The 21598-nt window shown below is 64.3% G+C and carries 21 protein-coding genes; 12 read left to right on the plus strand and 9 right to left on the minus strand.

Features of this window, described 5'->3' with window-relative positions:
- Positions 1-15: 15 nt before the first annotated feature.
- Positions 16-480 (minus strand): CBS domain-containing protein, encoded by a 465-nt coding sequence (locus tag PRJ_RS13615; protein WP_033730612.1) that lies wholly within the window; start codon positions 478-480, stop codon positions 16-18.
- 58 nt (positions 481-538) lie between these two features.
- Positions 539-1099, minus strand: coding sequence for an Hsp20/alpha crystallin family protein (locus PRJ_RS13620; protein WP_049587895.1), 561 nt, complete (start codon positions 1097-1099; stop codon positions 539-541).
- A 198-nt stretch (positions 1100-1297) separates the two neighbouring features.
- Here PRJ_RS13620 and PRJ_RS13625 point away from each other — a divergent pair, with 198 nt between their 5' ends.
- The gene (locus PRJ_RS13625) at positions 1298-2032 is read left to right on the plus strand and encodes a hypothetical protein (RefSeq protein WP_104961673.1); all 735 of its coding nucleotides are present in this window, start codon (positions 1298-1300) and stop codon (positions 2030-2032) included.
- Here PRJ_RS13625 and fnrB read toward each other — a convergent pair.
- Positions 2001-2732 carry a Crp/Fnr family transcriptional regulator FnrB gene (gene fnrB, locus PRJ_RS13630; protein WP_104961674.1) on the minus strand — a complete coding sequence of 244 codons (732 nt, stop codon included), beginning with the start codon at positions 2730-2732 and terminating at the stop codon, positions 2001-2003. The genes PRJ_RS13625 and fnrB overlap by 32 nt on opposite strands.
- Positions 2733-2956: 224 nt before the next feature.
- Between fnrB and PRJ_RS13635 the strand changes: the two genes are divergently transcribed.
- Together PRJ_RS13635 and PRJ_RS13640 are read left to right on the plus strand one after the other, a co-directional pair.
- Complete coding sequence (locus PRJ_RS13635) at positions 2957-3526, plus strand: GNAT family N-acetyltransferase (RefSeq protein WP_104961675.1); 570 nt, start codon at positions 2957-2959, stop codon at positions 3524-3526.
- A 59-nt stretch (positions 3527-3585) separates the two neighbouring features.
- Positions 3586-4953, plus strand: a complete 1368-nt coding sequence (locus PRJ_RS13640; protein ID WP_064492018.1) for an erythromycin esterase family protein — start codon at positions 3586-3588, stop codon at positions 4951-4953.
- Between the two features lie 17 nt (positions 4954-4970).
- Here the strand turns inward: PRJ_RS13640 and PRJ_RS13645 are convergent, their stop codons facing one another.
- The 4 genes from PRJ_RS13645 to PRJ_RS13665 form a co-directional block, all read right to left on the minus strand.
- Complete coding sequence (locus PRJ_RS13645) at positions 4971-5606, minus strand: dienelactone hydrolase family protein (RefSeq protein WP_020415618.1); 636 nt, start codon at positions 5604-5606, stop codon at positions 4971-4973.
- A gap of 28 nt (positions 5607-5634) precedes the next feature.
- Positions 5635-6327 carry a phosphoribosyltransferase gene (locus PRJ_RS13650; protein ID WP_104961676.1) on the minus strand — a complete coding sequence of 231 codons (693 nt, stop codon included), beginning with the start codon at positions 6325-6327 and terminating at the stop codon, positions 5635-5637.
- Positions 6328-6640: 313 nt separating this feature from the next.
- Positions 6641-7597, minus strand: a complete 957-nt coding sequence (locus tag PRJ_RS13660) for an aliphatic sulfonate ABC transporter substrate-binding protein (protein ID WP_104961678.1) — start codon at positions 7595-7597, stop codon at positions 6641-6643.
- 16 nt (positions 7598-7613) lie between these two features.
- On the minus strand, positions 7614-8579 hold the full coding sequence (locus PRJ_RS13665; protein ID WP_104961679.1) for an ABC transporter substrate-binding protein: 966 nt from the start codon (positions 8577-8579) through the stop codon (positions 7614-7616).
- A gap of 201 nt (positions 8580-8780) precedes the next feature.
- Here PRJ_RS13665 and PRJ_RS13670 point away from each other — a divergent pair, with 201 nt between their 5' ends.
- From PRJ_RS13670 to PRJ_RS13710, 9 genes are all read left to right on the plus strand, one after another.
- Entirely contained in the window at positions 8781-9671 is an 891-nt protein-coding gene (locus PRJ_RS13670; RefSeq protein WP_020190852.1) for a LysR family transcriptional regulator, read from the plus strand.
- A 194-nt stretch (positions 9672-9865) separates the two neighbouring features.
- A complete protein-coding gene (locus PRJ_RS13675) occupies positions 9866-10999 on the plus strand; it encodes an acyl-CoA dehydrogenase family protein (protein WP_104961680.1) in 1134 nt (377 codons plus the stop codon).
- Complete coding sequence (locus PRJ_RS13680; RefSeq protein ID WP_104961681.1) at positions 10996-11940, plus strand: D-isomer specific 2-hydroxyacid dehydrogenase family protein; 945 nt, start codon at positions 10996-10998, stop codon at positions 11938-11940. Before PRJ_RS13675 ends, PRJ_RS13680 begins: the two co-directional genes overlap by 4 nt.
- A 15-nt stretch (positions 11941-11955) precedes the next feature.
- Positions 11956-12750: a class II aldolase/adducin family protein gene (locus PRJ_RS13685; protein WP_104961682.1), complete on the plus strand. Its 795-nt coding sequence runs from the start codon at positions 11956-11958 to the stop codon at positions 12748-12750.
- Between the two features lie 74 nt (positions 12751-12824).
- Positions 12825-14444 carry an ABC transporter substrate-binding protein gene (locus tag PRJ_RS13690; RefSeq protein ID WP_104961683.1) on the plus strand — a complete coding sequence of 540 codons (1620 nt, stop codon included), beginning with the start codon at positions 12825-12827 and terminating at the stop codon, positions 14442-14444.
- Positions 14441-15391, plus strand: coding sequence for an ABC transporter permease (locus PRJ_RS13695; RefSeq protein ID WP_010954106.1), 951 nt, complete (start codon positions 14441-14443; stop codon positions 15389-15391). The genes PRJ_RS13690 and PRJ_RS13695 overlap by 4 nt, the downstream gene beginning before the upstream one ends.
- A 1-nt stretch (position 15392) precedes the next feature.
- A complete protein-coding gene (locus PRJ_RS13700; RefSeq protein ID WP_104961684.1) occupies positions 15393-16301 on the plus strand; it encodes an ABC transporter permease in 909 nt (302 codons plus the stop codon).
- On the plus strand, positions 16298-17917 hold the full coding sequence (locus tag PRJ_RS13705; RefSeq protein ID WP_104961685.1) for an ABC transporter ATP-binding protein: 1620 nt from the start codon (positions 16298-16300) through the stop codon (positions 17915-17917). The genes PRJ_RS13700 and PRJ_RS13705 overlap by 4 nt, the downstream gene beginning before the upstream one ends.
- Positions 17918-18057: 140 nt before the next feature.
- Positions 18058-19158: an LLM class flavin-dependent oxidoreductase gene (locus PRJ_RS13710; RefSeq protein ID WP_104961686.1), complete on the plus strand. Its 1101-nt coding sequence runs from the start codon at positions 18058-18060 to the stop codon at positions 19156-19158.
- A gap of 97 nt (positions 19159-19255) precedes the next feature.
- On the opposite strand, the gene PRJ_RS13715 is transcribed toward PRJ_RS13710, so the two are convergent.
- Both PRJ_RS13715 and PRJ_RS13720 read right to left on the minus strand, forming a co-directional pair.
- Positions 19256-20575, minus strand: a complete 1320-nt coding sequence (locus tag PRJ_RS13715; RefSeq protein ID WP_104961687.1) for an LLM class flavin-dependent oxidoreductase — start codon at positions 20573-20575, stop codon at positions 19256-19258.
- 57 nt (positions 20576-20632) lie between these two features.
- Positions 20633-21571, minus strand: coding sequence for an ABC transporter substrate-binding protein (locus PRJ_RS13720; RefSeq protein ID WP_104961688.1), 939 nt, complete (start codon positions 21569-21571; stop codon positions 20633-20635).
- Positions 21572-21598 lie beyond the last annotated feature (27 nt).

Below are 21598 nucleotides of genomic sequence, written 5' to 3' on the forward strand. Positions count from 1 at the left end.
CGCGCACGCGGGCGCTCAAAGGTCTTCGCCGCGCAGATCTTCCTCCCGCCGGCTCTGTTGACGGATCAGCAGTGACAGTTCGTGCAGGTGGTCCGACAGCAGGCCCACCAGGTCGTCCGCCGTGGCAATGCCGACCAGCAGGCCGAAATCATCGACTACCGGAATACGTCGGATATTGGCGCGCCGCATATTGAGGATGACATCGAACAGGTCCTCGTTCTGGTTCGCGGTGATCAGAGGCCGGGGCAGTACATCGACCGCCTGCAGGTCCTCCTGATCCGGTGGATTGCGCGCAATGATCCGCAACGCCAGGTCGCGATCGGTGATCAGGCCGATGGGCCGACAACGCTCGCCGTCGACATGTTCGGCCAGCACAAGATCGCCGACATGGTACTGATTCATCATGCGCGCCGCGGCATAGATGGAGATACCGGGTGGTGCGGTGACCACGTCCCGGTTGCAGTATTTGCCAATGGACATCATGTTCTACCTCCACGGGCGGAGCCTCCTTGCTCCTCGATGCAGTGAGGGTGGGTGATCATTTACCGCTCTTGATCGGAATCACCTTTTCCGGATGGATGGCTTCGGCACGCTTGGGCAGGTGCACCAGCAGCACGCCCTTGTCGAACTGGGCGTCGATTTTCTCGGCGTCGACCCCACGGGGCAGCTGGAAAACCCGTTCGAAGCTGCCGTAATGGCGCTCGGACAGGTGATATTCCTTGCGTTTTTCGTCCACTTCCTCCTTTTTCTCGCCGCGGATCAACAGGTTGCCATTGACGAGCTTGATCTCGATATCCTTGGCATCCACGCCAGGCAACTCGGCGCTGATGCGGTATTCCTCGGCCAGCTCGCTGATGTCCATGGCCGGCATGCCGTGGGTGAACAGGTCACGCCGCCAGAACGGTTCGACATCGAACGGTGTGTGGCTGAACGGCATGCGCATCGGCCGCCGTCCAAAATCCTCGAACAGGCTGTCGATCTGGCGGCGCAATTGCTGGAAGGGCCGCCACAGCTCCGAAGGTTCGACGCTGGGTGGCGAACCTTCGGTTGGCTGGCTGGCGACGGGGGTAACAGGCACTTTCTTGGCAACGTCTGACATGGCGCCCTCCTCGAATGAGTGAATGAGTGATGCCTCCCAGGGAGACGCCTCGATCATGCGCCGTGGGGCAGCACCCCATTTGATCTTTATCAACAAGGTGAAGTCCCTGCCGCCCGCTGGTTTGATCCTGGTCAAAGTGCCGGATTGGCGACGGTCTAGGCTGATTACAGCAAGTCATCATTACCGTGCGAGGCAGTCATGGACCGGGAGGGTGCCAGCGTCCGCTTGCTCCAGACATTGCCCGGCCTGGGCATCCAGCAATTCGTGCGCCTGGCCCTTTGCAGCCAGCCATGCAGCGAGGCAATGGCTGGCCAGTACTGCGTGCTCAGCGGTCGAACCGAGTGCTGGCCATGCAGTTACGTGACCCTGCCTGGCGTGGCCGGGCAATTTATCGTCAGCACCCAGAGTGCGCAGCCCTTGGGACGGGCGGGGGAACTGTTCGACTATTCCGGGCCGCTTGGCAGCGCTTGGCCGTTGCCCCTGCAAAGTACAAGGTTGCTGGCCATCAGTCGCGCCGATGGCCTGCTGCCCTTGCTGGGTGCGCTGGATGAGATTCGCTGCTGGCTGCCTGGGGTAGAATTGCAGCTGTCACATGACGGCATTGCGGCCGAACTGCTGCCTGACGATTGTCGAACCTGGCTGTCGGCACTGTCGCCAATGCCGCGTGACTACAGCAGTGGTTGGTGGCAAACCAGGCACTTGCTGACAACTTTCCGCCCGGACACGGTGTACTGTTGCGCGCCGCCACAGGTGGCGCGCCAAGTGGCACGGTTGTGCTGGCAAACTGGCGTAGCCGCGCAGCGTATCTGGATACGCACAGATCATGTGTCACGCCCGATCTGGGTGGGGCACTCCGCCGGAAGCTGGCCTGTGCAACGCTATGACCGGGTGCTTGCCGCGCTCAAGTGGGCTCCTCCAGGCGGATCAGGTTGACCAGGCCTTGCATGTCGATGAGCCTGACCTCACGCCCGGCGCACAGCACGAGACCCGCATGGACGAAGCGGCTGAACAGTCGGCTGACCGTTTCCAGCGTAAGGTCCAGGTAGTTGGCGATATCACCACGGGACATGGGCAGGTTGAACACATCCGCCCGCAACCCCCGCGACTGGTAACGCGCCGACATGCCCAGCAGGAAGATCGCCAACCGCTGTTCGGCACGCCCATGGCAGCAGCGCAGGTGCTCGTCCTTACCCTGGATCCCCAGGCTGAGCATGTGCAGCAACTGATAGCGCAGCCCCGAAATCTGGCCGGACAGGTCCACCAGCTGGTCCAGCCTGATGGCGCAGACCAGCGAGACTTCCAGGGCAACGGCAAAGCTTCGGTAATGACTGGCACCAATAGCGTCCAGCCCGAGCATTTCCCCCGGCAGGAGAAAGCCGGTCACCCGCTCGGTGCCCTCGGCATCGAGCAGAAAATTCTTGATCGCCCCGGAGCGCAAGGCATACACGTGCTCCATGGGTTCATTGGCCTTGAACAGGTACTCACCCCGCTTCAACGGCCGGTTACGGCGGACAATTCGCTCCAGCTTGGCCACTTCGTCGGCACTGAGGCTGGCTGCCAGGCAAAGCCGGCTCAACGAGCACGCAAGGCACTTGACCTGGAGCTTTGCTCCCATTTCCGCAGGGCCTGACATGCCGATGCCTCTGCTTTTTTGCAGGCGGGTATCTATTGAAGTTAGCGGCTCCACTAAACGTTAGCGGTCTGTCCGACCAAGGGTCGGACGCTACCCCCGGCAATACCCGCTTTTTTCTATCGGTTTGACAGGTCATGTGGGAAGCAATTGACAACTGTCAAGTCAGCGCTGGGCCCGCTGCCGAAACTGAACTTCCTTGTTCATTCGACACAGAGGACATTGCCATGGCACCCGTCGAATCTTCCCGAGTACATACAACGCCTTCGTTTCCCAAGCCTTCCGGTGAACACTGGATCGAAGCCCTCGAAAACGGCGTTCACGTGTTGATCAGGCCCTTGCAAGCCCAGGACCGAGAACGCGAAAAAGCCTTTATCGAACGGCTGTCGCCCGAATCGCGGCATTTCCGCTTCCTGTGCCAGCTCAGGGAGCCCGGTGAGGCCATGCTCGACCAACTGATGAAGGTCGATCAAGATCGCCAGGCGGCCTACGTCGCCCTCGCCCACGTGGATGGCGAATTGCAGGAAGTGGGCATTTCCCGCTACGCCACCGCCAGCGGCAAGGACGAGTGCGAATGCGCCGTTACCGTCATGGACAGCTGGCAGCACCATGGCTTGGGTCGCCTGCTGCTCCAGCACCTGATCGACCATGCCCGCGCCAAGGGCTTGCGGCAGATGTATTCGGTCGACGCAGCAGCCAACCAAGCGATGCGCGAGCTGGCCAAAGCGGCGGGGTTCACCACCGTCGCTGACCCGGATGATCCCAGCCAGGTCATCCACCGGCTCTCCCTGATCTGAACCCTGGGCCGTCGCACTGACGGGTCAATGCGCGGCGGCCCGATTACGGGAGGCTCCCCATGAACGGCCCTTCGAAGAAATTGATGGAAAAACTCTACGGCAAGCAGTATCAGGTCGACACTGCCGATATTGCCCCGGTGCTTCATCAGTACGCCGAACCTTTGCCGAACCTGGATACGCCGGCATTCGCAGCGCTGTTCGATCGCTACGCTGACGCGCGCGTCATCCTGCTGGGCGAGGCAAGCCACGGCAGCAGCGAATTCTATCGCGCCCGCGCGGCGATCACCCGGCGCCTGATCGAACAGCATGGATTCAACATCGTCGCCGTCGAGGCCGACTGGCCGGATGCCGGGCATGTCGATCAGTACGTCCGAGGCTTGGCGCACTCGGCGTGGAAACGCCATATTTTCAGCCGTTTTCCAACCTGGATGTGGCGCAATAGCGAAGTCAAAGCCTTCGCCCAATGGCTGCACGGGCACAACCGCCTGCTGCCCACCGACCACCGCGTGGAATTCCGCGGCCTGGATGTCTACAGCCTGCGCAATTCCATCCATGAAGTCCTGGCCTATCTGGACCGGGTCGATCCGCATCTGGCCCATGAAGCCCGTCGCCGCTACGGTTGCCTGACGCCTTGGCAGGACGACCCCGCGCTGTACGGGCACTTTGTCGAGCACAGTGGCGTCATGCCATGCGAGCAACCGGTGATCCAGCAACTGAATGCCATGCTCGCCGAGCAATTGTCAGGGCTTGTCCGCAATGATGAAGCTTTTTTCAACGCCACGCAGAATGCCCGTGTAATCATCGCCGCAGAGCAGTACTACCGCGCCATTTACCGAGGTTCGACGGCGTCCTGGAACCTGCGCGACCGGCACATGTTCGATACCTTGCGCGCGCTGCTGGAACACCGTGGCCCCCACGCCAAGGCGGTGGTCTGGGCTCACAACTCCCATATCGGCAATGCCGCAGCCACGGAAATGGGCTGGAAAGGCCAGTTCAACATCGGCCAGCTTTGCCGCAGCGCTTTCGGGCACGACGCGGTGTTGATCGGCATGGCCACCGACCGCGGCCAGGTGGCCGCCGCCGATGACTGGGACGGCGACATGCAGATCAAGGAAATCCGACCTTCGCGCAGCGACAGCTGGGAGCATCAGTTCCGCCTCGCAGGCGTGCCAGCCTGCCTGAGCGACTGGCGCGACCCACAGCGCAAGGAGCTGCGCCATGTGTTGTCCACGGTGCTACTCGAACGCGCCATCGGCGTCATCTATCGCCCAGAGAGTGAACGGCTGAGCCATTACTTCGAGGCGGTGCTGGCCGAGCAGTTCGATGCGCTGCTCTGGTTCGAGCAGACCCGGCCGGTGACTGCCCTGCCCTTGCCGAAACAACAGCATCTTGAGCCAGAGGACGAAACCTATCCATTTGGTGTATGAGCCTCGGCCAAGCCCCATCAGACGGATATGCGCTGCAGGTACTTCACGAACCAGTCACCGGCGAGCGCCGCGGCCTTCGCCAAGGTGCCAGGCTCTTCGAAAAGATGCGTCGCGCCTGGCACCACTTCAAGATGCCGCTCACAGCTCAGCAAGCGGTCCACCTGACGATTGAGCTCAAGGACCAGGGCGTCCTGGCTACCTACGATGTGCAAGGTTGGCGCCTGCACACGGTCCAGCATCGGCCCAGCCAGGTCTGTTCTGCCGCCTCTGCTCACCACCGCCGCCACCCGTTCGGGACGCTGCGCAGCCGCCCACAGGGCCGCAGCGGCCCCCGTGCTTGCACCGAACAAGCCGATGCGCAACTTGCGCAGTTGCGCATCGTTTGCAACCCAATCGACAACATCGATCAAGCGCTTGGCCAGCAAGGCAATGTCAAAGCGCAATTCTCCGGTCTCGTTATCCAGTCGTTGCTCAGCCTCGGTCAGCAGGTCGAAGAGTAGTGACCCCAGGCCACGTGCCGCGAGAGCGTCTGCTACGTATTGATTGCGGGCGCTCAGACGTCCGCTGCCGCTGCCATGGGCAAAGATGACCAAAGCGCAGGCGTTGGCCGGCTCACGCACGTCCGCCACGAGTTCGACGCCTGCCAGCTTCATCGTCTGTGTGCGAACTTCAACCCTGTGCTCAGTCATGGGGCGCACTCCGGCAAAGCGCTTGCTGATCGGCCTGCCCCATGAGCGTCATCACTTCCTCGTCTGATGTCTGCGGGAAGTCCTGATACCAATAGCCAACCGAAACCATCCGCTCAGGCACCAGCGGGCATACCAGTTCATCCACTTCACCGTACAGCGCTTCGAGCGTTTCTGGCGGTGCGACCGGGACGGCGACCACGATCCGCGCCGGTGATTGGGCTCGCGCGGCCTGAATAGCCGCCCGCATCGTGGCGCCGGTCGCCAGGCCGTCATCGATGAGAATCACCACCTGATCCTTGAGTTGCAGGGGTGGCCGCCCTCCCCGGTAGCCCCGTTCGCGCCGGGCCAGCTCCTCGGTTTCCCTGACAACCACGGCGTCGAACAACGCGGGTTCTACCGGATAGGCCCGTAGCGTGTCGTCATTGAGGAAAGTGACTCCGCCGCTGGCTATCGCCCCCATGGCGAACTCGGGGTGAAACGGCATGCCGAGCTTACGCACCACCAGCAGGTCCAGGCGGACGTTGAGGGCGGTCGCGACTTCGTAGGCCACCGGAACGCCACCACGCGGCAGTGCGAGCACGATCACGTCGGGCCTGCCAGCGTAGCGGGCCAGTGGCTCGATCAGGCATCGTCCTGCCTGGGTACGGTCGGCAAACAAGGTTGGCAACGCAAGGTCATGGGACATGAACACCTCCCGCGCCGCTACGGGCGCCTGTCACTGCGGTTTCCGATGGGGGCCGTTGGTTGCTTCAAGCCGTGACTGCACGCCCCTCCTCGGGCAACAGGTCGAACTGCGCGAGGCAACGCTGCTCATCTGCAGGGGGGGGCAGCGCCCTCAGGCCGCTCACTTCCTGCATGGGCGTTTCGAACAGGGCCAGGCGGAACACCCCATTGCGCTTCAGAAAGGCCGGGTGCGATGCAGTCGATAATCCGCCCACACCCGCATCGGCATTTGATGCAGATCAGAAAACCGCTTATCGCATGTGAGCACCCAGATTTTAGTTGCTAGGCGGCTGATACACGTCCACCGCGCTGGTATCCACCGCCTTGGGTAACAACCCCTCGCGATAGAACGCGTCGGCAATTCGTTGCTGCTCGGTCAGGTTGTCCAGCTTCACCGGCTGCACATCGTAACTGCGCCGGGCGTTGGCCTGCTGCACCGTGGCGCTGTCCAGATTACCCCACAGCGGGCCAAGGATCCGGGCAGCGGCCTCGGGGTTGGCCTTGGTCCAGGCACCGGCTTCACGCAATGCCAGGTACACCTGCTGCAATACCTCAGGATGCGCCTTGGCATAGTCGCTGCCGGCGAGGTAATAGCGCTGGTAACTGGCCAGTTCGCTGCCGTCGGCCAGAATCCGCGCGTTCTGCTGACGCTGGGCGCTGGCCACGTAAGGGTCCCAGGTCACCCAGGCATCGACCTTGTGGTTCTCGAAGGCAGCGCGGCCGTCGGCGGGGATCAGGTACGCCGGCGTGATGTCCTTGAAGGTCAGCCCAGCCTTGGCCAGGGCCCGGATCAACAGATAGTGGCTGCCAGCGGCTTTGGTCACCGCCACACGCTTGTCTTTGAGGTCGGCCAGGGTCTTGAGCGGTGAATCCGCCGGCACCAGGATCGCCTGGGCGGTCGGCGAAGGTGCTTCCCGGGCGAAATAGGTCAACTTGGCGCCTGCCGCCTGAGTGAACACCGGCACGGTGTCGGCAACGTCCGCCGAGAGGTCGACATTGCCAAGGTTCAGGGCCTCCAGCAGCGGCAGACCACTGGGGAACTCGTGCCAGGTCACGCGAATGCCCTCGGCCTGCAGGCGCTGTTCGAGAGTGCCCCTGGCCTTCAGCAGGGTCAGCAGGGTCGAGGATTTCTGGTAGCCGATGCGCAGGGTCTGCTCGGCGCTGGCAAGGCTTGGCAGCAAGGCGCTGGCGAGCAGCGCCAGGCCCAGCTGGCGCAGGGGTTTAAAGGTCATGAATACGTCTCCGGGATCAGGGTTGCGCTGCAAGCTTGGCGGCGACGGGAAGGGTGAAGCCGGTGGCAAAGGTCGGGGCCACATCGAGGCGCTCGGTCATCAGACCGTGGGTGTGGTAGAAGTCGGCGGTGTCCTGCTGCTCGGTCACGGTTTGCGTGTCGATCACCTGCCAGCGCAGCTGCCGACGCTCGAATTGCAGGCGGGCCGCCTCTACCGGGAAGCCAATGATCGCGGCCAAGGTTTTCGAGTAGGTATCCAGGTGTTGGTTGGCCCACACCTGTGCTGCGGCCAGGCGGTTGAGATAGTCCTGCAGCGCTGCACGACGCCCAGGCTCCTCCAACGCCTTGTCGGTGGCGGCAAGGAAACTGTTGCCGGTGGACAGGCCACGACCGTTGACCAACACACGGCCTTGCCCACTCAACTCGGCCAGCGCTGTGTAAGGCTCCCAGGTCGACCAGGCATCCACCGAACCGTTGGCAAGGGCGATCTTGGCATCCACCGGCCCAAGGAAACGGAACTCCACATCCTTCTCGGTCAGCCCTGCCTGGGCCAGCGCCTTGAGCGCCAGGTGGTGCCCGATCGACCCTCGCCCGGTCGCGATGCGCTTGCCCTTGAGTTCGGCCGCACTGCGCAGCGGCGCCTCCGGCCGCACCAGCAACGCCGTGCCATAAGGGTCGGACTTGTCCACTGCGATGGCCTTGACCGGTGCTCCGGAGGCCAGCACGAACAGCAGTGGCGCATCGCCGATGATGCCGGCATCGATCGCCCCAGCGTTGAGCGCCTCGGCCAGCGGCGCGGCGGCAGGGAACTCGGCCCAGCGGATGTCGTAGGGCAGGTCGCGCAGGGCGTCGGCGGCCTCCAGCTGGGCGCGCATGTTACCCTTCTGGTCGCCGATGCGCAGGGTCAGGCGCTCGCTGGCGCCGGCATGACCGGCCAGCAGCAGGGCAACGGCAACGGTCAGCAGCTTCTTTCGGATGGACATGATGCTCCTCGGTGTCTTGGCGGGCAGCATCGTGCGGCCCGGGTCAAGCGACTCTAGCGAGATCTTTTAAATAAATTAAATTGATTTTAGGAATAACCTAATATGCGTTTTTATCTTCTAGAATCGTCCCGATGGCACTACCCTCCAGTGCGATGATGCTGATGCCTGATTTTTTCCCGTTCGACCCAGAGAGCGCCGATTATGAAAATCGATGATATGGACGCCTTCGTCGCCGTCATTCGTTGCCAGTCCACCAACCTTGCCGCCGAGGCCCTGCAACTGACGCAGCCGGCCATCACCCGCCGGGTGCAGAATTTCGAGGAAGACCTCGGCGCCACCCTCCTCGACCGCAACACCAAGCCGCTCAAGCCCACCCCCATGGGCTTGCGGGTCTATGAGCAGTGCAAGGCGATCCTGCGCGAGATAGACTCGCTGCGTGAACTGGTAGCCAACGACGGCGCGCCGTCGGGCACCTTGCGCCTGGGTGTGCCGCAGACATTGGGCGACGTTGTGCTGCTCGACGCCCTGGCACAGATCCGTGAGGCCTACCCCCAACTGCGCACCCAGGTCACCAGCGGCTGGGGCAGCAGCCTGATCGCGCGTATGGAAAACGGTGAACTGGACGCTGCCGCGGCCCTGTTCCCGCCTGGCAAGATTTTCCCCGAAGGGATCGCCAGCCAGTCGATCGCGCGCATGCCGCTGAGGGTGGTCACGGCCAAGGGCAGCGCCGGCAAGCGCAGCTACAAGCTCAAGGACTGCTACACCCGCGGCTGGGTGCTGAACCCGGATGGGTGTGGCTTCCGCGCCGGGCTGCAACGGGCACTGAGTGAGCAAGGGCTGAGCCTGTCGATCAACCTCGAAACCTTCGGCACCGAGTTGCAACTGGGGCTGGTCGCCAACGGCCAGGGCCTGGGACTGGTTCCCGAGCCGCTGCTGCAGTCCAGCCGGCACCGCAGTGCGCTGGATGTACTGAATATCAGCGATTTCAAGCCGCAGGTGGATCTGTGGCTGTTCCATCCGCGCTACCTGGGTAATTTACAGGAGCCGGTGGAGCTTTTTGGTGAGGTCGCGGGACATCGGTTGTTGGGTTGAGCTCACTGGCCTGTGGCGCCTTGCGTGGCGAAAGGGCTGCAACGCAGCCCAAGCAATAAATGCAAATTACGCATAACAAACAAAAGTCTAAATTATTAAAACTGATAATTAGCATAGAACTAAAAAGCCTTTTACAGCCTTCATCCATACGAATACGGTCTTAGGAAACGCACCGTCATTCAGGGATGAGCCTCATGAGTCAACCGTCCGACAGCGCTCTCGCCGAGCTGACGCTGGCCCTCGCGGCAAACGCCGAGCGCTACGACCGCAGCGCCCAGTTCCCCCAAGACAACTTCCACTTGCTGCACCGCCACGGGTTGCTCGCCCTCACCGTACCCCGTGCCTTCGGCGGAGGCGGCGCGGACCTTGCCAGCGCCCGCCGGGTGATCGGCGCGGTCGGCAAGGGTGACCCGGCCACCGCGCTGATCCTGGTGATGCAATACCTGCAGCATTTTCGCCTGCAGGACGAAGCGCGCTGGCCCCAGCCCCTGCGCCAGCGCGTGGCTTACGATGCCGTGCGGCACGGCGCGCTGATCAACGCCCTGCGCGTCGAACCTGAACTGGGCACCCCGGCCCGTGGTGGCCTGCCCGCCACCGTGGCGCGACGCACGGCCGAAGGCTGGCGCTTGAACGGGCGAAAGATCTACTCCACCGGCAGCCACGGCCTGACTTGGTACCTGGTGTGGGGCCGCAGCGACGACACCGACCCGTTGGTCGGCGGCTTCCTTGTGCACCGCGACACGCCTGGCATCACGATCATCGATGACTGGGACCACTTGGGCATGCGCGCCACTTGCAGCCACGAAGTGCGCTTCGACGATGTGCTGATTCCCCTCGACCACGCCGTCAGCGTCAGCCCCGCCAGTGCCCCGAAGGCCGAACTCGACGGCGAGAGCCTACTGTGGATGGCGGTGTTACTGCCGGCTGTATACGACGGCGTGGCCCGCGCCGCGCGCGACTGGCTGGCGGGCTTTCTCAAGCAGCGCACACCTTCCAACCTGGGGGCGCCGCTGGCCAGCCTGCCACGCTTCCAGCATGTACTGGGCCGCATCGACACCCTGCTGTTCGCCAACCAGAGCCTGCTCGACGGTGCCGCCGCCGGGCACATCTCACCCCAGCATGCCGGGCAGCTCAAGCATCTGGTCAGCGCCAACGCCATCCAGGCCGTGGAACTGGCCATCGAGGCCGCCGGCAATCCCGGGCTGTCGCGGCGCAACCCGCTGGAGCGCCACTACCGCGATGTACTTTGCAGCCGGATCCACACCCCACAGGACGATGTGGTGTTCGGCCAGGTCGGCCGTGCCGCGCTGACGGAGGTACAGGCATGAACCACTCGATCATCGCCAGCCAGCTCGACGACCAGGCCAACCAGCACCTGCGCGAACACTTGCCAGGCCATGAAGTCATTGATATCGCACCCGACCAGCTGGCTGTCGAAGCCCCCGCCGATGTGTTAATCCTGCGCCCGATCAATGTGCGTGGGCGACGCGTAGGCACCCCGCCACCCGGGTGGCCCTGGGGCCTGAAGTGGGTGCAACTGGTGTCTTCGGGCATCGACTTCTACCCCGACTGGGTGTTCCAAGGGGCAACGGTAACCAGCGGCAAAGGCGCCAACGCCGAACAAGTGGCCGAGTTTGCCCTGGCTTTGGTGTTCGCCGCCGCCAAGCAACTGCCCGGTCTATGGGTCAAGGACGCCGACTGGCGCCTGACCCCGCTGGCCCCGTTGCGTGGTCGCACCCTGGGCATCCTCGGCTTCGGCAGTATCGGCCAGAGCCTGGCGCGCAAGGCCGTGGCCCTGGGGCTTCGGGTTCTGGCCCTGAGCCGCCCCGGCCAGGGCATCGCAGACATCCCTGGCGTAGAACCTGTGGCCGACCTGCGACAGCTGTTCGCCGGCAGCGACCATCTGGTGCTGGCCGCCCCGCTCACTGCGGCCACCCGTGGCCTGATCGACCGCCAGGTCCTGGCCTATGCCCGCCCCGGCCTGCACCTGATCAACATTGCCCGCGGCGGCTTGCTCGACCAACAGGCCCTGCTCGACGCCCTGGACAGCGGCTTGATCGGCCGGGCCAGCCTGGATGTCACCGAACCCGAGCCACTGCCGGCAGGCCACCCGTTGTACCAACACCCACGGGTGTTCCTGTCACCGCACACCTCGGCCATTTCCGAGGACGGTTACCCGGCCTTTCTCGATGCCTTCATCACCAACTTCCACCGCTACCGCGAGCAGGCGCCCCTGGCCAACCTGGTCGACACGGCGCGCGGCTACTGATTACCGGAGAGCCCCATGAGTTCACTGTCTGCCTTCACCACCAGCACCTGCAACGTACGCGAACGGGTCAGCGCCGAAGAGTGGGAGGTGCGGGTCAAGCTGGCCGCCGCTTACCGTCTGGCTGCGCTGCTGCGCTGGACCGACCACATCTACACGCACTTCTCGGTCCGCGTGCCGGGGCCGCACGAGCATTTTCTGATAAACGCCTTCGGCCTGCTGTTCGACGAAATTACCGCCTCCAACCTGGTCAAGGTCGACGTCGACGGCGCGATCATCGACGACCCGCTGGGGCTGGGCATCAACCAGGCCGGCTACGTCATTCACAGCGCCATCCACCGCGCACGGCCTGATCTCAAGGCTGTGCTGCACACCCATACTCGCGACGGCGCGGCGGTGTCCGCCCAGCGCGACGGGTTGCTGCCGATCTCCCAGCACGCCTTGGCCTACTACAGCCGCGTGGTTTACCACGACTACGAAGGCGTCGCCCTGGACGTGGACGAGCAAGCACGGCTGGTGGCCAATCTGGGCGACAGCAACATTCTTATTTTGCGCAACCACGGGCTGCTGACCGGAGGTGTCAGCGTGGAACACGCGTTCCGTGAGCTGGACGGGCTGGAGCGGGCCTGCAACATCCAGGTCGCCGCCCAGGCCGGGGGCAACGACCAACTGTTACATGCGTCAAAGGCGGCGATTGCCAAGGTGCATGAGCAGTCCAAGCGGTTTTCCGATGGCCAGGGGGAAGGTATCCAACGGCATTGGGATGCGCTGATTCGGCAGTTGGATCGCGAGGGCCTCGATTACCAGGACTGACTCCAAGGCACCTTTTGCCTGTTCCGGCGAACTGGCCGGAACAGGAGAGCCCCATTCATTGAAGGATCAATCCCATGCCCCCACTGCACCAACTGCTCGCGATCGGCACCCTGGCCCTGGGCCTCACCGCTTGCTCGCCGGCCGACAACACCTCAACCAGCAAGACCCTCAACATCGCCTTCTGGGGTGACAACACCACGCTGGTCAGCGTCGACCCCTTTCAGGTCTACTGGCTCGAACACCGCGTGCTGCTGCGCAACGTCGTCGAGTCGCTCACTGACCAAGACCTGCAGACCGGTCGCATCATCCCGTGGCTGGCGAAAACCTGGGAGGTCGGTGCCGATGCCCTGAGCTATACCTTCCACCTGCGCGAGGACGTCACCTTCAGCAACGGCGAACGCTTCGATGCTCACGCCGTGAAAACTGCCTTCGACAGCAACAAAGCGTTCGCCAGCCAGTTGCCGGCCACCTTCGGTGCCACCTACCTGGCCGGCTACGACCACGCCGAGGTGATCGACGACTTCACCGTGCGCCTGGTCCTGGCAAAACCCAACGCGGGTTTCCTTCAGGCCACGTCCACCACCAACCTGGCCATTCTCGCCCCGGCCTCGTACCGGTTGAGCGCGCAGCAACGCTCGCTGGGCAAGATCATCGGTACCGGGCCATTCACCCTCGATCACTACACCCCGGAGGTCGGCGCACGCCTGCTCAAGCGTGCCGATTACGCCTGGCCCTCGGCCAATGTGCGCAACCAGGGCGCGGCGTACCTGGATGCCGTGGACATCAGCTACATCCCCGAAGAGAGTGTGCGCAACGGCCTGTTCCTGCAAGGCAAGGTCGACATCCTGTGGCCACGCAACCCGTTCTCGGAAGTCGACCTGAAGCTGTTTCAGTCCAAGGGCGCGACCATCCAGAGCCGTTCGCTGCCAGGCCCGGCGCTGAACCTCTACCCCAATACCCGCAACGACCGCCTGCTCGGTGACCGCCAAGTGCGCCTGGCGCTGCAGAAAGCCATCGACCGCACCAGCTACGCGCACACCGTCTACAACACTGCGTTCCCGGTGGTGAGTGGCGTATACGACGTCACCACACCGTTCTTCAAAGCCCAAACCGACAAGCTCGCCTACGACCCCAAAGGCGCCGAGCAACTGCTCGACGCCGCTGGCTGGCACAAAGGCGACGACGGCTACCGGCACAAGAACGGCCAGCGCCTGACGCTGCGCTACAACCTCACACCCGCCGAAAGCGCCGGTGACGTGCTGGTACAGGACCAACTGCGCAAAGTGGGCATCGACCTGAAGCTGAACGTACTGACCCGCGCCGAATGGGTGACCGGCAACTCGACAGGCGCCTACGACCTCACCTCCACCTACATGACCCGCGCCGACCCGATCATCCTGCAGACCATCCTCGACCCGCGCGCCGCCAACAGCGCCACGCTCGCCACCAACACCTACGAGCCCGACACCCTGGCCAAAGCTCAGGCGCTGTTCGACAGCGGTATCACCGCCACTGCCGACACGCAACGGGCCCAGGCCTACGGCCAACTGCAGGACCTGCTGGTCGACGAAGCGTCGGCGTTCCCGCTGTACGAGCGCGTCTGGCAGGCCGCCACCGCGCCGCGGGTCAAGCACTTCCACTGGACCGCCGAAGGCTTCGCCCTGCTCAGTGACATCCAGGTCGGCCAGCCATGAGACGCTACCTGATCGGCCGCGTCGGCCAGGCCCTGCTGGTGTTGTGGGGGGCCTATACCATCACCTACTTCATCCTCTACCTGCTGCCCGGCGACACCTTGGCGATCATGCTGAGCGCCTCCGGCATGGAAGCCGACGGCCTGTCGCCCGAGGACCTGGCCAAAGCACGCACTTACTATGGGCTGGACAAAGGCTTGTTCGAACAGTATTTCGACCTGCTGTGGCGGGCCCTGCACGGCGACCTTGGCCAATCGCTGTCGCTGGGCCGACCGGTCACGGCACTGTTGGCCGAGCGCCTGCCGCAGACCCTGGCCCTGGCCGGTGCCGCCATTGCCCTGTCGCTGTTGGCGGGTGTCGGCCTTGCCTGTCTGACCGCCTACCTGCAATGGCGTCCACTGAAGACTGCACTGGCGCGCCTGCCCTCGCTGGGCTTCTCGGTGCCGGTGTTCTGGATGGGCCTGCTGCTGATCCAGGTGTTCGCTTTCGCGTTGGGCTGGTTTCCGGCCACGGGCAGTCAAGGCCTGGCCAGCCTGGTGCTGCCGGCCATCACCCTGGCGATCCCCAGCGCTGCGGTGTACGCCCAGGTGCTGCAACGCGGCTTTCAGGGGGTGTGGCAGGAGCCGTACATCACCACCGCCTTCGCCAAGGGCCTTAGCCGGGCCCAGGTTCAGGCACGCCATGGCCTGCGCAACGCGGCGCTGCCGCTATTGACGCTGGTCGGCCTGCAAGTCGGCAATACCGTGTCCGGGGCTGTATTGGTGGAAACCATCTTCTCGCGCAACGGCGTCGGCCGTCTGGCCCAGGAGGCCGTGCTACGCCAGGACATACCCGTGGTGCTGGCGATCGTCGGGGCGTCGGCTGCGGCCTTCGTGGTGGTGAACCTGCTCGTCGATCTGTTCTATCCCTACCTCGACCCGCGCATCACCCACACCGCGAAGGTGAACTGAGATGACCCTCGACATACCCCTGTCACCCCTCGACACCGCGCCCTCCGAGCCCCGCCCTGCCGCCACCTGGAGGCGTCGCACGCGTTGGCAGCGCGCATACCAGATGTTGGCCCCGCTGCTGCGCCGACCCGGTTTCAGCCTAGCGCTGCTGATCGTACTGTTCGCCCTGCTTTGCGCGCTGGCCCCGCACTGGCTCAGCAGCTTCGATCCCTACTCCACCGCACCCGCCGACAAGCTCAGTCCACCCAGCCTGACGCACTGGTTCGGCACCGACGAACTGGGCCGCGACCTCTACACCCGGGTGGTGTACGGCGCGCGCCTGTCGGTGCTCGCCGCCCTGCTGGCGGTGGCCATCGCCTTGCTGGGCGGCTTGGGCCTGGGCGTGCTGGCCGGTTTTGCCGGCGGGCGCGTCGACGCGGCGCTGATGCGCCTGCTCGACGTACTGCTGGCCCTGCCCGGCCTGCTGTTGGCCCTGGCCATCGTCACCGCCATTGGCTTCGGCACCGTGCCGGTGGCCGTCGCCGTGGGTGTCGGCATCCTGCCCGGTTTTGCCCGCACCACCCGAGCCGAAGTGCTGCGCATCAAGACCCTGCCCTTTGTGGAAGCCGCACGCCTGTGCGGTGCCAGCTGGGCACGCACCCTGCTGCGCCATGTACTGCCCAATGCCTGGAGCCCGGTAGCTGTGCTCGCCACCCTGGACTTCGGCGCTGCCATCCTGGCCACGGCCGGGCTGAGTTTCCTCGGCTTTGGCGCGGCGCCACCCGCCGCGGAATGGGGCACGCTGATCGCCAACGGCCGTCACTTCCTCATCACCGCCCCTTGGCTATCCCTGCTACCGGGGCTGTTCGTGGTGGCCGTGGTGTTCAGCCTCAACCACCTGGCGCGCAGCGCCGAGGAGCATGCCCGATGAGCCAGTCACCCCTGATCGAGGTCCGCGACCTAAGCGTCAGCTACAGCTTCGCCGGGCAACACAGCCAGGCCCTGCGCCAGCTGTCGTTCAGCCTGGTCCAGGGCGAGACCCTGGCGGTGGTGGGCGAGTCAGGCTCGGGCAAATCGACCCTGGCCAACGCCCTGCTTGGTCTGTTACCGGGCAATGCACGCATCGACCAAGGCCAGTTATGGGTCGATGGTGTCGATATGGCGCAAGCCAGCGAACGCGCCAGGCGCCAGTTGCGCGGGCGCACCATCGGCCTGGTGCCGCAAGACCCAATGGTCAGCCTTAACCCCACCCAACGGGTCGGCCAGCAAATCGCCGAGGCGCTGCAGCTGGCGCGTGGACGACGCTATCCAGGCCAAGAGGCCGAGGTGCTGGCGCTGCTGGACCAGGTCGGCCTCGACGAGCCGGCGCTGCGTGCGCGGCAGTACCCCCATGAGCTGTCCGGCGGCATGCGCCAGCGGGTGCTGATTGCCATCGCCCTGGCCGGCGAGCCACGGTTGATCATCGCCGACGAGCCCACCAGTGCGCTGGACGTGACCGTGCAGCGGCGTATTCTCGATCACCTGCAACTGCTGGTCGCCGAGCGTGGCATCTCGCTGCTGATCATCACCCATGATCTGGGCATGGCCTGTGACCGCGCCGACCGCCTGCTGGTGATGAAGCAGGGTGAGCAGGTCGAACACAGCTCGCCCCGGCAGATCCTCTGGGGCGCCCAGCAACCCTACACCCGTGCCCTGCTCGATGCCGCGCCGGCCTTCGTGCCACGGCGCTGGCCAGCCGCACCGCGGGGCCAGACGCCACTGCTGCGCCTGAGCCATGTCGGCAAACGGTTCGAGCTGCCCGGAAAAAACGTGCGCTACACCGCCCTGCACGACCTGAGCCTTGAACTGCATGCCGGGCAGACCCTGGCGATTGTCGGCGAATCCGGCTCGGGCAAGAGCACCGCCCTGCGCATCGCCCTGGGCCTGGAGAAGCCCAGTCAAGGGCAGGTGGTGTTCGCCGGCGAGGACGTCACCGATTACACCTGGAGCCAGTTCCGCCCCTTGCGCCGGCGTATCCAGCTGGTGCAGCAAAACCCGTTCGCCGCGCTCGACCCACGCTTCACCGTGTTCGACAGCATCGTCGAGCCGCTGGTCTCTTTCGGCCTGCTCCGGGGCGAGGCACTAGAGCGCAAAGCCCGCGAGCTGATCACACGGGTGCAATTGCCAGTGCAGTTCCTCGATCGCCTGCCCAGGGAATTGTCAGGTGGCCAGCGCCAACGCGTGGCGATTGCACGGGCGTTGGCACTGGAGCCAGAGGTGCTGCTGCTCGATGAGCCAGTCAGTGCACTGGACGTGTCTGTGCAGGCGCAGATCCTCGCCCTGCTGGACGAATTGCAGCGCGAGCTCGGCATGGCCTATGTGCTGGTCTCCCATGACCTGGCGGTGGTGGCGAGCATGGCAGACCAGGTGCTGGTGCTACGGCGCGGGCAGGTGGTCGAGCAAGGGCCGGCGCTGCAGGTACTCAGCAAGTCGGCCAGCGCCTACACACGGGCGCTGATCGAAGCGATACCAGGGCATTCACGCAGCGTGTTGCCCGTAGCGATTTAACGGTTGTGCCGTGCGGAACTGACGTGTTGCACGGATCGACCCTTGGTGCACATCTGAAAAGAGGTATTGATCATGAGTAAACGGCAGGTCCATCTCGGCGCCATGATCCACGGCGTCGGCCACAAAAGGAGTTCCATTGCATGAGCCTCGAATTCATTGGCCTGATCGGCCCCCATGAAAGCAGCGAATCACAGGCGCCGCGCGGACCGCAGGTTGACCTGGGCTTCATCAAGGCCTTCGCCCAGGCCCAGGAGTACGCCGGCTTCGACAAGGCCCTGCTGGCGGTGAATACCAGCGCGCCAGACTCGATGATTCTCGCCAGCTACGTGGCCGCGCTCACCGAGCGCATCGGCCTGCTGGTGGCACACCGCCCCGGCTTCCAGGCACCGACCTTCGCTGCCCGCCAATTCGCCACCCTCGACCAGCTCAGCCGCGGCCGTGCTTCGATCAACGTGATAACCGGTGGCGACAGCGGCGACCTGCAGCGCGACGGCGACTTTCTCGACAAAGATGCCCGCTACGCACGTACCGACGAATACCTCGATGTGCTGCGTAACACCTGGACCCAGACGTCGCCCTTCGACCACCACGGCGACCACTACCGGGTAGAGGACAACCTGACCTTGGTCAAACCCGTGGGCAAGCTGCCGGTGTACTTCTCCGGCGCCTCGGACGCGGCGGTAGAAGTCGCGGCCAAGCATGCCGACGTCTACATGATGTGGGGCGAGCCGCTGGAGCAGGTGCGCGAACGCATCGCCCAGGTGCGCAAGGCCGCCGCTCGCCATGGGCGTGAGCAGCACATTCGCTTCAGCCTGTCGCTGCGGCCGATCCTGGGGGCCACCGAGGAGGAAGCCTGGGCCCGCGCTGAACGCATCCTGGCCGATGCACAGCAGCGTATTGGCATCCGCCAGGGCAACCGCCGCGAGAAGAATTTCGGCAAGAGCAACGTGGGGGCCGAACGCCTGGTGCAACTGGCCAGTCAGCGCAAGGTCCACGACACTCGGCTGTGGACAGAGATTGCCGCACTGGGTGGCGGGGCCGGTAATTCCACCTCGCTGGTCGGTACCGCCGAACAGGTCGCCGAAGCGACGCTGGCGTACTACGACCTGGGCGTGAGCACGTTCCTGTTCCGTGGCTTCGATCAGTTGCGTGATGCCGTGGAGTATGGGCAGGCGCTGATTCCGCGGATTCGGGCGCTAGTAGCAGACCAGGAAGCCGGTCGCAGCACCCGCAGCGCCTGATCTGCACCGGCCTCTTCGCGACGAAGGACGTTCCTACAGGTGATTGAAGATCCCTGTAGGAACGGTTGTTAGCCGCGAAGAGGCCGGCCCAGGCGATCTAGCGGCCAGACCGCGGTATCGCCAACCCCAAGCTTTCCCGAAGGGTCGTGCCCTCATACGCCGTGCGATACACCCCACGTGCCTGCAGCAACGGTACCACTTCTTCGGTAAACCGCCGGAACTGGCCAGGATGACCAATGTAGATATTGAACCCATCCAGCGCCCGCGCTTCGAACCACTCGGCCATCTTCGCCGCCACGGTTTCGGCCGAACCAACGAAGGCCCCTGGCCGTAACTGACGGCCAAACTCAACAGCCTGACGCAGACTGAAGGCCTTGTCCCGCGCCTGGTCGGCAATACGCTTGGCATTCGTGAAAAAGCTGCTCCGTGCAAACTCCAGGCTCTCTTGCGGGAACGGGGCATCCAGGTCGTACTGGCTGAAATCATGCCAGCCGAAGTTGCGCCCGAATTCCTTCAACGCCAGTTCGAAACTGTGGTCGGCCTGATGGTAATGGTGCTCGATCTCACGGGCGTGGGCGTCGTTGTCACCCACGTAGATCTCCGCGCCGGGCAATACCAGCAACTGCTCCGGGTCGCGACCCAGGCGCGCGGCGCGGCGTTTGATGTTGCGGTAGAAGGCCTGGCCCTGCTCGATGCTGGCGGCGTGGGTGAACACCACATCAGCCGTGGCGGCCCCGAGCGCTCGGCCTTGTTCGGAATCGCCCGCCTGGAAGATCACCGGCTGCCCTTGGGGCGAGCGCTGGATGTTGAGCGGGCCGACGACCGAGAAATGCTTACCCTTGTGGTTGAGCGCATGCAGCTTGGTCGGGTCGAGGAACCGGCCACTGGCCCGATCACGGGGGAAAGCACCGTCTTCATACGACTGCCACAGCCCCTGGACGACTTGCACATGCTCCTCGGCACGGGCGTAACGGGTGTCGTAGTCGTAATGCTCGTCGAGCCCGTAGTTACCGGCAGTGCCGGCATCGCCGCTGGTGACCACGTTCCACCCTGCACGGCCCTTGCTGATCAGGTCCAGCGAAGCCAGGCGGCGGGCGACGTTGAAGGGCGCGTTGTAAGAAGTGGTAAGGGTACCCACCAGGCCGATATGGCGGGTGCTGACCGCCAGAGCCGAGAGCAGGGTCAACGGTTCCAGCCGATTGAGATAGTGCGAAGGAGAGCCGGGGGTGATGAACTGGCTGTCGACGATGAACATCAGGTCGAACAACGCGGCTTCCGCCTGCCGGGCGATGGCGATGTACCAGTCGATGTTCACGCTGGCGTCGGCGGGCAGTTCGGGGTCGAGCCACAGGTTGTGCCGGCCCGGGCCGCCACTGCCCATGGTCAGGGCGCCAAGTTTGATCTGTCGTTTGCTCATGGGAGTTCCTGTTGGATGGTCCATATCTGAATGCCGACGCGGTCCTTGCGCAGCGGCCTAGTTATTGCCGAATGCTGCGTTGAACGAGGTATCGAACAGGCTTTGCGCCGGGTATGCCTTGATCAGCCCGAGACCGGAGAAGAAGTCCACGGTTTTCTGCGCATCGGCGATCACCTGCGGGTCCAGCGGCGCGAGGTCGGTGCGTGCACGGGCGAACCAGGCACGGGCGATGTCGCGATCAGCACGGGTGAGCTTGGCCCACGCGTCGGCGTAGGCCTCGGTATTGGCAGGGGCACTCAGGGTCCAGTCACGGGCCTTTTTCAGGCGCTGGAGGAAATCGGCGATCTGCGCACGCTTGAGTTCCACCGCCTTGCTGTTGGCGACCACGAAGCTCTGCGCCGGGATTACCCCATCGGCGGTGGCCAGCACCCGGGCGCCTTGCCGCTCCTGTTGAGTGACGTAAGGCTCCCAGGTGGCGATCACATCCACCGATCCACCGTCCAAGGCGTGGGATGCATCCAGCGCACTGAGGTAACGCAGCTCCACGGCATCACGCGGCAACCCGGCCTTGTCCAGGGCACTGAACAGCAATTGCTGGCTCCACGAGCCTTTCCAGATGGCCGCGCGTTTGCCGCGCAGGTCCTGCAGGCTATGGATCGGCGAATCCTTGCGCGCCAGGATGGCCACGCCTTCGAGGTTCTGCCGGCTGACCGCAATCACCTTGATCGGCGCCCCCAAGGCACCGAGGAACAGGGGCGGCGCGTCGCCCAGCAGGCCAATATCGAGACTGCCGACGTTGAGCGCTTCGGCCACCGGGGAGCCTGCGGTGAACTGCTTCCACTCCAGGGTGTAAGGCAGTTGTTCTAGCACGCCGGCGGCTTCCATCACTGCACGAGCGTTGTAACTCTGGTCACCGACCACCAGGGTCTGGGCGGCGGCGGTAAGGCTGAAAGTGGTGGCCAACACGGTGGCGGCCAGCTGTTTGAAGTAACGCACGTTCGTCTCCAGATACCCGCTTGGGGC

The organism is Pseudomonas sp. XWY-1, from assembly GCF_002953115.1.
In the GTDB taxonomy this organism is placed as follows: Bacteria; Pseudomonadota; Gammaproteobacteria; order Pseudomonadales; family Pseudomonadaceae; genus Aquipseudomonas; species Aquipseudomonas alloputida.

Excerpts from the sequence above, each read along its gene's own strand:
- PRJ_RS13625 (WP_104961673.1), top strand. The coding sequence starts at position 1,298 with ATGGACCGGGAGGGTGCCAGCGTCCGCTTGCTCCAGACATTGCCCGGC.
- PRJ_RS13640 (WP_064492018.1), top strand. The coding sequence starts at position 3,586 with ATGAACGGCCCTTCGAAGAAATTGATGGAAAAACTCTACGGCAAGCAG.
- PRJ_RS13620 (WP_049587895.1), bottom strand. The coding sequence starts at position 1,099 with ATGTCAGACGTTGCCAAGAAAGTGCCTGTTACCCCCGTCGCCAGCCAG.
- PRJ_RS13690 (WP_104961683.1), top strand. The coding sequence starts at position 12,825 with ATGCCCCCACTGCACCAACTGCTCGCGATCGGCACCCTGGCCCTGGGC.
- PRJ_RS13695 (WP_010954106.1), top strand. The coding sequence starts at position 14,441 with ATGAGACGCTACCTGATCGGCCGCGTCGGCCAGGCCCTGCTGGTGTTG.
- PRJ_RS13645 (WP_020415618.1), bottom strand. The coding sequence starts at position 5,606 with ATGAAGCTGGCAGGCGTCGAACTCGTGGCGGACGTGCGTGAGCCGGCC.
- fnrB (WP_104961674.1), bottom strand. The coding sequence starts at position 2,732 with ATGTCAGGCCCTGCGGAAATGGGAGCAAAGCTCCAGGTCAAGTGCCTT.
- PRJ_RS13660 (WP_104961678.1), bottom strand. The coding sequence starts at position 7,597 with ATGACCTTTAAACCCCTGCGCCAGCTGGGCCTGGCGCTGCTCGCCAGC.
- PRJ_RS13615 (WP_033730612.1), bottom strand. The coding sequence starts at position 480 with ATGTCCATTGGCAAATACTGCAACCGGGACGTGGTCACCGCACCACCC.
- PRJ_RS13675 (WP_104961680.1), top strand. The coding sequence starts at position 9,866 with ATGAGTCAACCGTCCGACAGCGCTCTCGCCGAGCTGACGCTGGCCCTC.
- PRJ_RS13650 (WP_104961676.1), bottom strand. The coding sequence starts at position 6,327 with ATGTCCCATGACCTTGCGTTGCCAACCTTGTTTGCCGACCGTACCCAG.
- PRJ_RS13665 (WP_104961679.1), bottom strand. The coding sequence starts at position 8,579 with ATGTCCATCCGAAAGAAGCTGCTGACCGTTGCCGTTGCCCTGCTGCTG.
- PRJ_RS13705 (WP_104961685.1), top strand. The coding sequence starts at position 16,298 with ATGAGCCAGTCACCCCTGATCGAGGTCCGCGACCTAAGCGTCAGCTAC.
- PRJ_RS13700 (WP_104961684.1), top strand. The coding sequence starts at position 15,393 with ATGACCCTCGACATACCCCTGTCACCCCTCGACACCGCGCCCTCCGAG.
- PRJ_RS13680 (WP_104961681.1), top strand. The coding sequence starts at position 10,996 with ATGAACCACTCGATCATCGCCAGCCAGCTCGACGACCAGGCCAACCAG.
- PRJ_RS13635 (WP_104961675.1), top strand. The coding sequence starts at position 2,957 with ATGGCACCCGTCGAATCTTCCCGAGTACATACAACGCCTTCGTTTCCC.
- PRJ_RS13670 (WP_020190852.1), top strand. The coding sequence starts at position 8,781 with ATGAAAATCGATGATATGGACGCCTTCGTCGCCGTCATTCGTTGCCAG.
- PRJ_RS13715 (WP_104961687.1), bottom strand. The coding sequence starts at position 20,575 with ATGAGCAAACGACAGATCAAACTTGGCGCCCTGACCATGGGCAGTGGC.
- PRJ_RS13685 (WP_104961682.1), top strand. The coding sequence starts at position 11,956 with ATGAGTTCACTGTCTGCCTTCACCACCAGCACCTGCAACGTACGCGAA.
- PRJ_RS13710 (WP_104961686.1), top strand. The coding sequence starts at position 18,058 with ATGAGCCTCGAATTCATTGGCCTGATCGGCCCCCATGAAAGCAGCGAA.